Source organism: Achromobacter sp. NPDC058515 (assembly GCF_042721735.1).
Taxonomy (GTDB): Bacteria; Pseudomonadota; Gammaproteobacteria; order Burkholderiales; family Burkholderiaceae_B; genus Achromobacter.
Map to the genome: position 1 here is coordinate 195,952 of NZ_JBHXNI010000006.1, position 15,337 is coordinate 211,288.

The 15,337-nt window shown below is 54.3% G+C and carries 9 protein-coding genes; 3 read left to right on the forward strand and 6 right to left on the reverse strand.

The genetic code is table 11. From position 1 onward, the window contains the following. The first annotated feature begins 15 nt into the window (after nt 1-15). Nucleotides 16-768, forward strand: coding sequence for an IclR family transcriptional regulator (locus tag ACFWP0_RS13270; RefSeq protein WP_377842791.1), 753 nt, complete (start codon nt 16-18; stop codon nt 766-768). A gap of 1,181 nt (nt 769-1,949) precedes the next feature. On the opposite strand, the gene dgt is transcribed toward ACFWP0_RS13270, so the two are convergent. The 3 genes from dgt to ACFWP0_RS13285 form a co-directional block, all read right to left on the reverse strand. Next, nucleotides 1,950-3,404, reverse strand: a complete 1,455-nt coding sequence (gene dgt / locus ACFWP0_RS13275; RefSeq protein WP_377842603.1) for a dGTPase — start codon at nt 3,402-3,404, stop codon at nt 1,950-1,952. A 171-nt stretch (nt 3,405-3,575) separates the two neighbouring features. Further along, the gene (locus tag ACFWP0_RS13280; RefSeq protein WP_377842605.1) at nt 3,576-4,568 is read right to left on the reverse strand and encodes a DUF6896 domain-containing protein; all 993 of its coding nucleotides are present in this window, start codon (nt 4,566-4,568) and stop codon (nt 3,576-3,578) included. 333 nt (nt 4,569-4,901) lie between these two features. Then, a complete protein-coding gene (locus tag ACFWP0_RS13285; protein WP_377842606.1) occupies nt 4,902-8,300 on the reverse strand; it encodes a TM0106 family RecB-like putative nuclease in 3,399 nt (1,132 codons plus the stop codon). Between the two features lie 544 nt (nt 8,301-8,844). On the opposite strand from ACFWP0_RS13285, the gene ACFWP0_RS13290 reads away from it, so the two are divergent. Together ACFWP0_RS13290 and ACFWP0_RS13295 are read left to right on the forward strand one after the other, a co-directional pair. Beyond that, nucleotides 8,845-10,179 carry a deoxyguanosinetriphosphate triphosphohydrolase gene (locus ACFWP0_RS13290; RefSeq protein ID WP_377842608.1) on the forward strand — a complete coding sequence of 445 codons (1,335 nt, stop codon included), beginning with the start codon at nt 8,845-8,847 and terminating at the stop codon, nt 10,177-10,179. A 413-nt stretch (nt 10,180-10,592) separates the two neighbouring features. Continuing rightward, entirely contained in the window at nt 10,593-11,720 is a 1,128-nt protein-coding gene (locus ACFWP0_RS13295) for an HNH endonuclease (protein WP_377842609.1), read from the forward strand. An 872-nt stretch (nt 11,721-12,592) separates the two neighbouring features. On the opposite strand, the gene ACFWP0_RS13300 is transcribed toward ACFWP0_RS13295, so the two are convergent. From ACFWP0_RS13300 to ACFWP0_RS13310, 3 genes are all read right to left on the reverse strand, one after another. Then, nucleotides 12,593-13,429 carry a class I SAM-dependent methyltransferase gene (locus ACFWP0_RS13300; RefSeq protein WP_377842611.1) on the reverse strand — a complete coding sequence of 279 codons (837 nt, stop codon included), beginning with the start codon at nt 13,427-13,429 and terminating at the stop codon, nt 12,593-12,595. Nucleotides 13,430-13,571: 142 nt separating this feature from the next. Next, a complete protein-coding gene (locus ACFWP0_RS13305; protein ID WP_377842612.1) occupies nt 13,572-13,847 on the reverse strand; it encodes a hypothetical protein in 276 nt (91 codons plus the stop codon). A 297-nt stretch (nt 13,848-14,144) separates the two neighbouring features. Continuing rightward, entirely contained in the window at nt 14,145-15,320 is a 1,176-nt protein-coding gene (locus tag ACFWP0_RS13310) for a CMD domain protein (RefSeq protein WP_377842614.1), read from the reverse strand. Between the last annotated feature and the right edge of the window lie 17 nt (nt 15,321-15,337).

Genomic DNA, 15,337 nt, shown 5'->3' on the forward strand with positions numbered 1-15,337 from the left:
TCCGGCGCACAGACCGTGCGCAGGGCCTTGGCGCTGCTGCGGCTGATTGCCTGCGGACAAGAGCGCGGGGTAAGGCTGGTGGATTTGGAACGGATGTCTGGCTTGAATCGGCCCACCGTGCATCGATTGTTGAAGACCTTGGTGCAAGAGGGCGCGGTTGAACAGGATTCAGAGACGAGAAGGTATTTGATCGGGCAAGAGATCAGTTTGCTGGGGCTGGCCAGGACGCGGCGGTTTCCGCTGCTGACGCTGGCGGATCCATATATGAGCGAGCTGGCCGATCAGGTGGGGGATACGGTGTTTTTGAGTATTCGACATGGGCACGATTCGATATGTATTGGACGGCGCACGGGCAGGCATCCGATACAGGTGCTGTCGATTGAGGTGGGGGTTAGACGGCCGTTGGGCGTTGGGGTGTCGGGGGTGGCGTTGTTGGCGAGTTTGGGTGTGGAGGAGAGTGTGGAGTTGGTTAGGGGGAATGCGGCGAGGTTGGAGGTGATGGGGGAAAGAGTGGAGGATGTGATTGGGAGGGTGGAGGTGGCGCGGAGGGAGGGGATTGCGTATGCGGCGATGGGGTTGATGCCGGGGACTAGTGCGGTGGCGGTGCCGGTGTTGACGGAGAAAGGGGAGGCGCTGGGGGCGATTACGGTGACGGCGATGGCGGAGAGGTTGGGGGTGGAGAGATTTGGGATGGTGGTGGAGAGGATGAAGGCGGCGGCGGGGGGGATTGCGGGGAGGTGGGGGAGGGTGGAGGGGCGCGGCGGATAGTGAGCGGCCCTCCGATTCAGGGGCAGTCAGAATTTATGCGTTCTAGGTCAGCCTTTGCCGAAGTTGCCGCTCGTGGCCTCTTAAAGAGCGTCATTAATAGCGCGCAGTAAGACGTTCCGGAAGGTGATCTACAACTTCAGGCAAATCGAGCAGTTGGGGCATGGCAGCCGACCTCGTCGGCCACGGCGTCGAACCCAATAATGCCGAGCAAGGTGAGTCAATTTAGCGCTGAATGGGCCGCGCGACGCAATACGCTCGAATATAACGACCCGAGATGATTTTCGAGGCACTTGCCGAGAGGTATACCGTAAAAGGCATTTCGACCACTGCATCGAGCGTAAGCTAAATCCTCACGCGTTCATCGAACGCGTCAATCGTACTCGCAGTGCTAAATACGCGCCTGCTCGCAACCTCGAGCACGTCCGAGCGAGTATCGATCGATGGTCGGTCGGCTGAATCCACCTCCTTCCGCACATGCCGCTGGCGTGGCTCATGTCTGTGAGCTAGGGTCTATTGGATCGGGTTAACTAAGACTTCTTATCACCCTGGTAAAAATGAAGATTGACCATTATGACTTGGCTTGGAAATAATGTGGAAATGGATTAAGTAACAGGGGGCTTAACCAGTGATGGGGGCAAAATGTAGTAATCCGAGTTTTTTGTCCACCTTAATGATGAGTATCCCGCAATCAGCCTATGTCCGATCCACCTGGGGTCAACGGTTGGCTCCATCTTCGGCTTGTTAGCAAGCAATAATAACCCCATGAAGCGTACCCATTCTTGCGTTGTTAGAAGATTAGTGCCATAGCCATGGAAAGATCTTCCACTTTTAAACCAAGCGATACTTTCGAATTCTCTCTCGCCAACCAGGCCTCTAAGCTTTTCCAAATGTGCTTGCGATGAGGTAGACATATCTACCATGAATAAATGTCTTTCTTCGGATTCGTTTAGCCGCATGTTGGATTGTAGCGCTAGCTCGTGGCCGAACGGAGTGTTGGCGATAATCTCAGAAATAATTCTAGGTTGAGTAAACTCGGATGCCGGAAGTTCCCAAATAATTCGATTGTCTTCCACGGTTTGTGGCCGATAATTATAATAACTGAAGGTGAGATATTGGATGTCTGCTCGCCGCTCCACGACGGATTTTACATGCCAATAGGGATGAGAAGAGTGAATCATAATCTAGAGTCGCATGCCGCTTAGCGATTGATAGGTTGTCATAGCAAAATCATCGGTCATTCCAGATACAAAATCGACTATCAGATGTGCTCTTGCATTCCATTCTAGATAATCAGAGTCGTCCCTGTCAGCAATGCTGCTTAGATGATGTTTATAAACTTTAATGTAATTTTTTGGATACAGGCTTAAGAGCTTTGATTCGATAACTATTGAGGTCCCTAGGGCATCCCTCTTGTGATTTTCGAGTGCCTTAGCGAAGCTGGCACGCGACATCGTAAGGAGTGGCTTGTATAGATCTAATAGGCCGCGAATCGCTGTATATCCTGCCAGTTCGGTGAGTTGAACCGTGGCGTGGCAATAAACATGATTCCGGCAGTATTGCTTCAGCGCTTCAAGGATTGCCCCAGGTGATTCCGAGCGTGGCAAAAGTGAGTCTAGTGTGCCGCTAAAAATTTCCGCTTCTAATTCGACATATTTATTAGCCACATAGGTTACCAAAGTGCGGTTCAATGTTGTTCTAAAGTCAGTATAGGTGAACCGCTTGCCATCAGCTCTTTGTCCGTTTTTTACTGCCTCGAGTGCCTCTGTTATTTTTTGCTTGATAGGGTCGGTTTCGGGCAGGTTGTTGCTAGTGAAGTATTTTTCTATTTCTTTAATAGCAGAAGATTTTTCCACGAGCCTCTTTTCTACCGAGTCTTCCAGGTCACTAATGCAGTAGGCTATATCATCAGCTGCCTCCATTACATACGCCAGTGGAAAGCGCTGTGGCGCGGTAAAACCAAACTCTTCCCTGATTGATTCGACGATTGAACTTTCAGTTGAGAAATATCCGGCTTTGCTGGTGAATAATCCATTCTCCTTTTCACCTGCACATCGAATATATTTAAGAAATGATGCCAAGGTGGTTTTTGTTAGGTTCAGGCCGTACTCATCGGAGTTCCATTGCAGGCGTGTAACGACTCGAAATCCTTGAGGGTTTCCGTCGAATTCATAAAAGTCGGCAAGATAATGTTCTACTTCTTCCACGTTGGGGTGGGATGTTGCTTTTTGAATGCAATCATTGCCATTGTCGCGAAACCACTTCTGGATGGCAGCTTCACCAAAATGTCCGAACGGAGGGTTTCCGATGTCGTGAAATAAACAAGCGGTTTCGATAAAGTTAACGTACGAAACCATTTGGTCGGGTTCTAGCCTGCCCTTCAGACGCGCACATATTTCGTCGCCGATAAATCGGCCAAGCTGTGAAACCTCCAGTGAGTGTGTCAGCCGGCTCCGGACGGCGGCATTCGGTTCCATTGAGAATACTTGTGCCTTTTGCTGCAATCGACGAAACGCAGGAGAGAAAAGTACCCTCCCTCTGTCGCTTTCTGATTCAGTTACTATCGTACGGCCAGACACCTCGCTTTCACGAAGTCTAGTTGTACTGAGAATTTTGGAATATTGCTTTTCAACGGGCATTGGGATTTCTTGTTTGATGGTAGATAGGGCTATATAGCGATGAAAATTTGACAATGAAGCTATCAGCCTGCGATTTTGCAGTGTATAGCCTGCTGGGCTGTAGGCTGATAGCGTTATTTCTGCCGGGGAGGGTGAACCGATCCCGCAAAGCTCTGGGCCTTTGCTGGGTCGTTATTTTATATTTAATGAGTAACTTTGAGGAGGTTCTCGCGTGACGCGCAGTTCCCCAAGACGTCCGTTGAGCGCGTAATGTGTTTCGCACTTTAGGCGATAGGCCGCGAAAAAAACCGTGAACGCGTCGTGCAACTCTCGGGCCCATAGAACTCTGCCGGCGTCAGGAGCGAAGAATTTTCGAATTGCCTCCGGGTTTTCTCGGAGATGGAACGTTTTGTTTCGGTACTCCCGAAGTGGAGTGCGGTGCCGTTTAACCAGTTTTCCTATGGCATCGGTCCTCTGAATCAAATCCCGAAAGGCCGCTGGGCGACTATTCTGTAGGAGGAGGCGCATTCCGATATTTTCGAAACCTTCACAAGTCACAGCAAGAAATCCTAGCCAGGAAGACATATAGATTCGCAGATCGATGATCTTTCGGTGGCCTAATTTATTATTTATTTTCCATTTTCGGTACAGATTGTCGTGATTTTCTAGCATTAATTCCGCAGCTTGAAAGTAATGGCTGTGAAGTACCATCACGATGTCCAAATTGCGGGCAGGAAGCGAGTCACCTGGCAACCTGCAATCAATGTCAACAGCCAATGCACGCGCAAGATTCGCAACGTACAACAGTGAGTCGTCTGAGCAAACCAAATGCCCTTCAGAGACTTCTGCTTCCAAGTGTTCGACGAGATCCTCGTAGCTTTCGAAGCCGTATGAACATGAGTTATCCCTGGCGTAGATGTACAGTCGCCAAGCGTCGAATCCGTTAGCTTCTCCATGAAATCCGAAGTCAAAATCGACCTTTCCATCAGGGAAATAAACCGTACAACCAGCTCCATGCTTCAGGTATTCGATACCACCATCCAGTAGCCCTTTTTGGGGAATATCGGCTTCAATCCACCGTAGGCTTGAGTTAGGCATGCGGATGCCGGATCGCTGCATTAGTACTAGAGCTTCGTGGACCTTCGTCTGATAATCAAGAATCAGTTCAGCTATTTTCTGGTTCACGGCTGATGCTACTCCTTTCAACCTTCTTAGAATAGACTGCAATTGTTATTGCACTTGGTTGCACGAGCCGCTCGCGGTTTTCTTAACCGATTTACAGCGTCAGTTAGTTCTTTGGGTCAATAATCTTGAATAGACGCCCATTATTATTCTTCTATTGATTTCGGCAACTGCAAGATTTTTTGCAGCGCTTACGTTCAATGGGAGGTCGTAAATTGTTCGATCTCTGTGCTTCATTGTGAATAATCGCTACTCTAGGTCTCAACGAGCCTCATAACGTCCCCGCCATATCTCTCCAATTAGGCCTCAACGCTTGACGGACAAGTTGGTATATATTTAGTCGGACAGTTGCCGTTGCGGCGAACAGCCAACCGACGCAATCCAACAGAGAGTGTTTACAAGGCTCATCTGTTCCGGTGTAGAGCATTTGATAGCCATCAAGGCAGGGTTGGCCACGAGTATCGCCAAGGACTTTGCCCGGGACACCGCCACGTTGAGACGGTTCTTGCTAAACAAGAACTCCATGAAACGGGGTAACTCGGCCTCGCTTGAAGTGGTCATTGAGATGAGAATGACTTCGGCTTCCTGTCCTTGGAACTTGTCGACAGTTCCAACTCGAGCACCAGCAGGAAGCGTGGTCCGTAGCAGGTTAACCTGCATGTTGTAGGGAGCCACGACGAGTATGTTCTCTGGCGCCATTGGGTGAATGCAGCCATCGTTTTTGGTGTAACTCTGGCGCAGAAGATCCTCGTATAGCCGGCTGATGAGTTCAGCCTCCTCAATGCTCTGCTGTGAGCATCCCTCATGGTCCACTGACGCGAATACGATCCCGGCAGGCTTAAGAATCGGCGCCGCGTCGTCCCGCAGAACGAGAACCCGATTCTGGTTCTTGGGTTCGGGTTGTAGTCGAGAGTCGTAGACTGCTTCTGAGATGAAGGTGCAGACGTCAGGATGCATCCTCCAGGTTGTCTCCAGGAAGATGCCGCGATTTGGCTCAATCGTGGCCGAGCCTTCTAGCAAGTACTCGAGGGATGAGTCGCCCGAGCGTCCCGGATGGACTCCTTGCGTGGGCTGGGAAAGCTGCATCTGGTCTCCTAGCAAGACGAGGTTGTGGGCGCTGGTGCCCACGGCGATCAGATTGGCGAGCGATACCTGGCCGGCCTCATCGATGAACAGGTAGTCGAGGTATTGATTAGCATCAGGCCTAGAAAATAGCCATGCCGTCCCTGCTACCAACTGGGCACCACAGGAGAACACCTCGTCGTTGTCATAGATGTTCTCGATGCCCTCCCCAGGGTATTCCGTTTCGTCCCCCTTGCCCGACTTTTTAACGCCCTTGAATCGCAGCCCTCGCATCTTCGCTACCTCGGCGACCTTTTCGAGCAAGTGATTAATAGGCCGATGAGAATTGGATGTGATGCCTACCCTCTTGCCGGCGGCGAGCAGCTCGACAATGACGTGAGAACCGGTGTACGTCTTGCCGGCGCCAGGGGGGCCCTGGATGAAGAGGTAGCTGTTCTGCATGCCCTTCACCACCGCAGTGCAGGCCTCGATTGTGGCCTTACCGGTAATCATGGGGGCGTCGGCATCCTTGCCAGCAATGCGAGGAACTTCCCGACGCAGCAAGCTTTCAAGAGCGGGGTACAAGTGGGTGCCGTCGATCACTGTGTCAGAAAAACGGAATAACGCCTCTTGTATGACCTTGCTAGACACCGGGCCACCTGGCCCCAAAGCGAGCCGCGCGGGCGGTGGTTCTTTGGAAGGACCAACCTTAAAACGAATACGACGCGCCTCGCCATCCATGTCCAATTCGCCTAGGGATTCACCGGTGTCAGTCCGCGTGATGTTGCTACCGCTGCGGAGCTTTGTTTCCTGCGCTGGATACTTGTACGTGTACAGCGTGGACCTTTTCACTGCCGTTGGCGGCGACTGCGGATCGCACTCCAGCCCAGCCAGGCACTCCGGATCCTCCAGAAGCTCGTCTTCGGTCATGTCCATGCGTTGGAACATTGCCCAATAAGCTGGTTTGTCTGCGCGGCGGTGAAAGTCTAGGAGCTGGTAGGTCAACTCCTGGGAGAAGTCCTCTGCGGTCCAGGCTAGGCGGTCTTGCGGCAGCGGCTCGACCAATGCTCGGCGGTATGGAACCAGGCGGGCCTCGGCATCGGTGAGCGGTTGGCTAGACGAGGTTTCAGCGCTCACCTTGTTTGCTCCGGCATTTGGTTGGGTCCACGGCATACCCTGCGGGCGCAGCGTCAGTAACCAGTCGCGCAGTTCCTGCGTCGAGCGCACATCGTCCTCGTTGTACATCTGAATGGAGTCCAAGAGCGACTGTTCCCCGGTCTCCTTCCACCTCTCGTACCAGACGATGCTTGCACCAGCACTGGTGACATCGCCTTCGCGCGCCTCCAGATAGAAGTGTTCGATGTTTTTAATCGAGTACCGCGGCTCCGACACCATGATGCCTTCGCGTACCACTTGGTAGAGGTCGACGAGCACTCCGCGGCGTAGCCAGTTGTCTACCTCGGCCTCGCGCGTGGCGTGCAGCGTCATCAGCTTCTTTAGCGCGGTCTCCTCGTATTTCGCATAGTGGTAGACGTGAGCCCCTGCATATGTTTTGAGGCGGGCCACAACGAAGTCGACGAACTCCTCGAAGGCGACGCGCTCCTCTGGACGGCTATGGGCCCAGAAGCCCTTAAACCTCCACTGATTATCGTCAAAGAAGTACAGGCCAAACAGATACTCCAGGCCGCCTTCCTCAAGCGGATCTCCCTCCATGTCGAAGAACATATCCCCGACGTTCGGCTCGGGCATTCGAAGGAGACCTCGGCCTGGTTCTTGCGGTAGCAACTCGACAATGCGTTTGCCCGTGCGTCGGGCCTCGACCTGCAGAAACGCCTGATGCCGCAGTCTTTTCAGCGTGCCGGCTTGGAGCTTGTTCCCCCCGGCCTCTGGAGACAGCGCAGCCAGCTTAGCCATTGTGTTTATGCCGGCACCATTAAGCTTAAGTATCTGGCCGCGTGAGATGTTGGCGACCTGACTGAGGTGATCGTCATCCAGCCATTGCTGTTTGCACAGATGATTCCAGCGGCAAAGATCGCAGTAGCTACAGGGCTCTGGATAGGTGGTCTTGCCTTCTTCCTCCATGCGAGACAAGAATCGCGCCAGCAACGCCTCGAAGTAGTGAGCATAGTCCGCACACCGGTAGCTTTTACGTGACCGGTCCCCGAGGATAACGTGCATCGAAACTGGGGCGACCCCTTGCACTTCAGTCAGCAGCTTTGAATAGAACGACATCTGCACCAAGAACTTTGCCTTAGACTTGCGCGAGAGCTTCGTGTCCGAAACCTCGTAGCTGTAATTGCCTAGGGAAGAAGGCCTCTCGACCTTGATGAGAAAATCCGCAAAGCCCGCCAGGTTGTTCTGCAGCAATGTCGCTTGAAAGACTACGTCGACGCCGGCGCTCATTGCCTGGAGGGTGGCGGTCACTTTCGCGTCAAGACTCTCATTGCCCTCAGCGATGTCGACCACGGTCAAGCCTTGGTCACGCAAGTGCCGAACGTACGCATCTTCATGGTCATAGCCCTTCTGCTGAATGAGTTGAATCGACTCGTCCACATCGGCTTGCGGTAGCGGGCAATGCAGATTGAGCAGATCGAGCGACGTAACGTGTTCGCACTCGAGAAAATTGACCAGATCAGTCGCCGAGTAAAGCCGACTTGAGCCTCGGTTCTGCATGACGCCTCCTGTTTGTAACTTCTGTGTTACGGTAGCGTGGATGCTGCCCTGAGCCTTCCATGCGCAACCTCCCCGCCGCCCAACTTTTATTCAGCGAGATACGGGTTTACGAGACCGCGTTGTCGACTAAGCAGCCATCAACCACTCGATGTGCAGGCGAGAGCTTGAGCCGAAGCAAAACTCCCTTCCGTCACCAGCAAGTCCGAGTTGTCGGATGATCTGATTCTCTTTGCCATATGTATCTATTGGTGCTAAATATATCCCATCCTCAGGTTTAGTGGTTGGAGAGATGAATAAATACAGGGGAAGGGTGCTCCAGGGAGGGCGCTAGTACCACTCGGACTGAACCCAATTCATTGCGATGAAGCCAAACGCATGGGGGGCGCATGACGTGGTTCACCTGCGAGGTCGACCTGAAGTCGCCGATTTTGATTGCCATAAACTGACTTTCAGACGCAAAACAATCCACTAATTGCCCGTGGACTGCTGTTCGAAATATCAGCTCTGGAAAATCCTGGAATAAAACTCAGAGGAGGGATTGAAGATGGATTGGGTACGACTGCTATCAACTAAACGTCTCGGACGTCCTGCTAATGGCGACAATGCGCTCCCATTAAGGACGGAGTTCACTCGCGACTACGACCGAATAATATTCAGTTCTGCTTTTCGTCGAATGCAGGACAAAACGCAAGTATTTCCGCTGGCCAAGAGCGATTATGTTAGGACGCGACTGACTCATAGCCTAGAAGTCGCAAGCGTAGGACGCTCACTTGGCATGCTTGCTGCTGACGCGATCGTGCAAATAGACCCTGCGCTAAAAAATGTAGTTAATCCTTACGATCTGGGGATAATTGTTGCGACTGCTTGTCTTGCGCACGATATTGGTAACCCCCCTTTCGGTCACGCCGGCGAGTCAGCGATACAAGAGTGGTTCGAGACCAGCGATATTGTCACCGAGCTGAGTGAAACGGAGCGTCGCGATTTAATAAAGTTCGAAGGAAATGCTCAGGGTTTTCGAACATTGTGCAAACAGCTATACGTACCTAAGAGAGTAGGGCTGGAGCTTACTTGCGCAACACTTGGGGCATTCGCGAAGTACCCCCGAGCGTCCGCCGTGGAGGACGTACAGAAGACCGGCATAAGCGCGAAGAAGTTTGGTTTTATGCAGAGTGAATCAGAGCTTTTCCGGGAATTAGCCGACGAATTGGGTTTGGTTCGCAAGCCTGGAGCCACCGACGCTTGGCATCGCCACCCTTTAGCGTTTCTGGTGGAAGCGGCTGACGATATTTGCTATCACGTAATGGATGTTGAGGATGGCTACAAAGCGGGATGCTTGTCTTTTGATGAAATCGCCGAGTTATATCGTCCTTGGCTGCCCGAGAAGCGTTGGGAGTATGGTCGGCAGATTGAAGATTTGGGTCGCCGCGTTGAATTTTTTCGTGCGCTAACGGTGAATGCAATGGTCGAGGCTGTAGTACAAGCCTTTAAAGAAAATTACAACGGCTTGTTGGACGGAACCTTTGACAAAGAGCTCACCGCTTGCATTCCATTGAGCAGAGAGTTTTCAGCGTTTAAAGACCTTGCCAAACTTAAGGTGTACACCGCGAGGCCCGTTGTTGAGATTGAGGCTTGTGGTTTTGAGGTTATAGCAGGATTGCTAGAGTCGTTTTGCAATGCGATTGATATCAAGGCGAACAATCTTGAAAAAGGGCAAGCTAAGGCTCGTACTCTTCTCGGCTTGATGCCAGAAATTAACCGTGATTTTACAGAGCTAACTTATTACGAGCGAACTCTTCTCGCCACGGATTTTGTTTCAGGTATGACTGATTCGTTTGCAGTCGAACTTTACCAACGAGTGCGCGGAATTTCGCTTCCATGAGCTAATAAAACAAGGCATTAGACTGCAATTTCGCAATGGGTGGGCGGAATAGTTGCAGGCTGAAATTTATACTTGGCAGCGACGTCCATACTCCATTTTGGAACTCTCTGTTGTAATTTTGTTTTTTGGTCGATATGGTCTCGACTGTTCAGGCTTGGCTTTGGATGAAGAAGTCGATAGGGTGCGGCTCGCTGATTATTTTGAAGAGCGACAGGTATGGGCGTTGCTGAGGGAGGAGGCTTACATGCCTTCAGCACTTTTTGTATTAGGTTCCTTGGTTTGATTTGGCCGCACGGCGCAGTTAATTAATTTTCACAGGAGCAGATGTTCGACTGTGGAAGTGTCGCCGGCGAAAAACTAGATTTATTTTGATATGGTTGAGCCGGATTTTTGCCAGGCAGGCGTAGGAAGATATGGGGAAATTTTGGGGCAATGAAGAGCTTCTCGCTTCTGTTGAAGCTTATCGGTGGATGGCGAAGCAGCAGGAGGACGGAATTGGCTTCACAAAAAAGCAGGTATATCAAGAACTGGCGGCCAGGTTCGGTCGTACCGCGAAAGCGTTCGAGTATCGAATGCAAAATATCTCAGCAGTTCTCGACGAGCTGAATTTGCCGTGGATTCCCGGACTGAAGCCAGCCAAGAATGTCGGCACCGACATGAAGGCCAAGCTCATTGAATACGTTCAAGATGCTGAATTTATGAATGCTACTGCGATTGATGACCTGGAAGGCAGACTTGAATGGGAGAAGGCGCTTGCTGCCGTAACGCAACTTGGGGGAAATGCTAGTCGAAAGCAGGTCGAGGATTGGATCCGCGCTCGAGACCCGGGGTATAACAAAAAGAATTTGACAGACCTATACATGATGGCCGTCAATTCTCCTGCCCGCACTGGTTACTCGCAGAATCGTAAGCCTCGAAGAACTGATGAAGGTAACCGCTACGACATGCTCTTCAAGGTTGGCGAGGGACTCTTCGATATTTACGATCCGTCCAAGCATGGTGTCTGGGAAATCTATTCAGACGCTCTATCGGGGAGTCGACATGGGGTCTCAATTCGACGGATTTCGAGTCCTATGGAGAGCGCATTAGCAGTCGCGGAGAGGAATGCTGAACAAACAGCGACCTTTGACCCTACCGACGTGGCCGATGCGAGAAGGCGCGTAAGTGCTGACATTGTTCGTCGTAGAGGACAGCCTGCTTTCCGCAAAGCTCTGCTAGACGCCTACGGCAACGCCTGTGCCATTACCGGGTGTAGCGTGCCTGCAGTACTTGAGGCTGCCCATGTCCTTCCTTATAAAGGCGACCACACTAACGTTGTATCCAATGGGCTGTTGCTGCGGGCAGACATCCATACTTTGTTCGATCTAGGGGTGATCGCCATCCAATCTGAGAGGATGGTCGTGCGGGTTTCACCGGAACTGGAGAACACCGAGTACGGAAGGTTGGACGGCTCCCCGCTCCGGCTCCCAAAACAGAATTCGCAACGAGTCAGCCTGGATGCCTTGGATTGGCACTGGAATCATCGTAGCTGGTGCGACTAAGCGAGGAAATTTTTCTCGCCACTTAGCGGGGTTGGGCATGAGCGTCCTGGCCGATGAGGCTAACCGTCGCATCGAAAAGGAAGCTTGCATATCTCGATACCCGACGCGACTATCCGGTTTGAATCTCTGTGCTACATCCATCTGAATAGTTATACGAAGGCAGGTGGAGCCGACATTGGTTATCTGTCGGCTCAGTCGGATGGGCTTTAATGGACTGGCGTTATCGTTTTTATTGTCTCTGTACGGCTCGACAATGGTTCATCGGGCACAACGGTTACGAGTCCCGCTAGGTGATCGCAAAGACTCTCGACGCCACCCATCAAGTTCGACATTACCCAAGCATCGAGCGGTCGCGCACCGGAGGCCCCTGGCTCGTTCACACTATTCCCGACAATCCGTGCAATCGCCCAGATCCCCTGGCAAGCGCGTTCCATCTTCCTCAAATCATCAAACCGCACAACGCCAAACTCCGGATCATCCGGCGTGGCCCATCGGTCATACGTCAAAGGGTTGTCTTCCATCTCAGCCTCCTGTTCAGTCAGACCCGCTCCCCGCTGTCAATCGGGGTGGGCGGGCACAAGGCCGGGTTGACAGACCGGTAACAGGAGCAACCGGCGCACGCGAGCGTGCCCCGGCCAAGGCCCGCCCATAGCATGGACGTGCGTCGGCCTACGGACGTAAAAATGCCGCTATTGCAGCGGCTGTCCGCTTCCTGTTAGAACCGGCTGTCAAACCGGGCGGTCATTGGTGTGACCGCAGGGCGAGTATACGGCGGATCTCGCTCAATGCATCAATGCCGCAAAGTGGCAGTTTTGTCTCGGCCGGGGCAACAGCTCAAAAAGCAAAAGGGCTCCGAAGAACCCTTTATCGCTTTACGCCGAAACCGGCACAAAAAACCGATCCTTCAACTCCTGCAACCCAATCCTCTCCAACATCTCCGTCAACCTCTCCGCAGGCTTCCGGGTCGGCAGATTCTTGTACTGCGCGATGATCAGCTCATTCTTCATAGAATGCTCCCACCCCACCAGCTCCGTCACACTAACCTGATACCCATGCGCTTCCAGCTGCAAGCACCGCAGCACATTCGTAATCTGGCTCCCAAACTCCCGCGTATGCAGCGGATGCCGCCAGATCTCCGCCAGCGGGTCGGCCAAGGCCTTCCCCTTATTCTTCCTCAACACCGAAGCCACCTCAGCCTGGCAGCAAGGCACGACCACGATGTGCTTGGCCTTCTTCTCCAGCGCAAAGTGAATCGCGTCGTCGGTAGCGGTATTGCAGGCGTGCAGGGCGGTGACCACGTCGACGGTGGCGGGCAACTTGTCGGACGTAATTGAATCCGCCACGGACAGGTTTAGGAACGACATTCCGGCAAAGCCCAATCTCGAAGCCAGTTCTTCGGACGTCTTGACCAGTTCCTCCCGGGTCTCGATCCCATAGATATGCGACGCGTCCTTCAAGTCTTTGAAGAACAGGTCATACAGGATGAAGCCCAGATACGACTTGCCCGCGCCGTGGTCCACCAGCGTGACTGCGCCGCGCTCGTCTTTGACGTCTTTCAATAGCGGTTCGATGAACTGGAACAGGTGGTAGACCTGCTTCAATTTGCGGCGGCTGTCCTGGTTCATCTTGCCGTCGCGGGTCAGGATGTGCAGGGCCTTGAGCAGTTCGATCGATTGGCCGGGGCGGATGTCGTGGGTTTTTTCGGACATGGGGTAAGGCAATGCGCCCCGCTAGGGGCGGGGCGCAGGGGAAGGCGGAAAGTGGCAGTTTAACGCTTCCCCGGGGGGGGGCAGTCCCAGCAGGAGTGTCAGACCCGCAACGTGCGGACCCCGCTGCACCGTAAACGGAAGGCTAGGGCTTGCCGCCGTATTCCTGTTCGCTGCGCGTGGCGCCTGGGCATTGCGCGTCGAGCGATGCGCGGTAGGCGATGCAGCCCCGCATGAACTGGGGCCAGGCGGGCACGATGGGTGGTTTGCCTGCTTGCTCGGGCAGCAGGTCCCATAGCTGGGGGTGGTGCCAACAGAGGTCGTGGCCGGTGGCGTCGCGGTGGGCGCGCACGCCGGCGCGCAGTTTTCTGACTTCGCTGATGAGCTGCTCGCGCGTCATGGCGTCAAGGTCATGGTCCATGGCTGGGCTCCGTGTCTTGTTCGCGTGGGGGCTGCCGTGGCGGGCCGAAGGGGGAGGCACGGCGGGCGGCAGGGTGACTGGCGGCGAGGGCTGCCGCCGGAACCAGTGTACGGCGAGGCGTGCGGTGTCAGACACCCGGGAGCATTCTTGCAGTGCCACCGCCGTCTCGTACGGGTGTCAGACACCTGGGGCACCTTGGGGCACGGCCGCTCACGGGCGGTGTCAGACACGCACGGTGTCTGACACCGGGTCAGTGGAAAACGCTGACGCGGCCGCTGGGCGGCGAAAAAGCGGGTCTTAGCCTACGGTGGCAAAAACCGGTTCGCCCAGGTTCAGCATCAGGCGGTTCGCCCAGGCGAAGATCGCGTCCGAGTGCAGCAGGTCCAGCACTTCGCCTTCGCTCAAGCCCGCGTCCTTCAATGCCTGGATGCTGTTGGCGTTGACGTCGGCCTGGGCTTCGGTGATCTGGATCGAGAATTGCCCAATCGCCAGTTCACGCGCCGTGGTGCCGGCGGTGTAGGGGTCTTCGAAGACCTGCGCGATCACTTCGTTGCGCTTGGCGAGTTGTTCGAAGCGCTGCGCGTGGACCGATGCGCAGTACACGCAGCCGTTTACGCGGGAAACCACCGTCGAACCCAGTTCGCGTTCGGCGCGCGACAGGCCGCCCGGGGCGTACATGATGGCGTTGAAGGCGGTGGAGCGCTGGCGCAGGATTTCCGGTTGGTGGACCAGGAACAGGTAGTAGTCCGAGACCTTGGCCTTGGGGTGGCTTTCTTCCAGGACGGCGACTTGCTCCGGGGTGGCGGTGTCGACGTTGACGACGTCGAGCCATGCCTTCCACTCCAGCACTTCGTTGGTGAAGCCGTGGGCTTTGATGACCGCGCCGGGTTCGGTGGCGGCGGTGTTGGGCTCGAAGGGTGCGGGCGGGACTGCCAAAGCGCGCGGGGCTTCGCCTTCCAGGTCTTTCATCGCGACTAGGCCGGCGACCAGACGGGTCTGGTACGACAGGAAGGCGATCAGTTGCGACAGGGTGACCACCGCGGGCGTGGAGACGCCTGCGGCGGGCAGCGTCTTCAGTGCCGCTTCGTCGCCTTCGACGGGGTTTTCGATCAGCTTGCGCGTGAATTCCAGCACCGCAGCCAGGCGCGGGGTGGAGGCGTCGGACGGCTTGCCGGATTCGGCGGCGGCGATGTCGGAGGGAGCTGCGTCGGTTTCCGCCAAACGAGCGCGGTAGTGCGACGCCAGCAGCGGCGACGGGCTGATGCGGGTGGCGTACAGGGCGACCAGCAGGCGTTCGGCCAGCGACAGGCCGGGCAGGGCGGGGTCGAACAGGGCGTCGTAGCTGCCTTGGGTGGCGGCGGCGACTTTTTCGCGTTGGTGACGGACGGCGAACGTGTTGCTGTCGGCGGTCAGGCCAACGAGGCGGTCCACGAGGTCATTCGCGGCGTCGTAGACGATGGGTTGTTGTGCCATTGAGGAAGTCTCCTTGG

Bases quoted from the DNA above. Each gene is read 5' to 3' on its own strand.
- dgt (WP_377842603.1), bottom strand. From the start codon at position 3,404: ATGCCCGTTGAAAAGCAATATTCCAAAATTCTCAGTACAACTAGACTT.
- ACFWP0_RS13285 (WP_377842606.1), bottom strand. From the start codon at position 8,300: ATGCAGAACCGAGGCTCAAGTCGGCTTTACTCGGCGACTGATCTGGTC.
- ACFWP0_RS13290 (WP_377842608.1), top strand. From the start codon at position 8,845: ATGGATTGGGTACGACTGCTATCAACTAAACGTCTCGGACGTCCTGCT.
- ACFWP0_RS13295 (WP_377842609.1), top strand. From the start codon at position 10,593: ATGGGGAAATTTTGGGGCAATGAAGAGCTTCTCGCTTCTGTTGAAGCT.
- ACFWP0_RS13300 (WP_377842611.1), bottom strand. From the start codon at position 13,429: ATGTCCGAAAAAACCCACGACATCCGCCCCGGCCAATCGATCGAACTG.
- ACFWP0_RS13305 (WP_377842612.1), bottom strand. From the start codon at position 13,847: ATGGACCATGACCTTGACGCCATGACGCGCGAGCAGCTCATCAGCGAA.
- ACFWP0_RS13310 (WP_377842614.1), bottom strand. From the start codon at position 15,320: ATGGCACAACAACCCATCGTCTACGACGCCGCGAATGACCTCGTGGAC.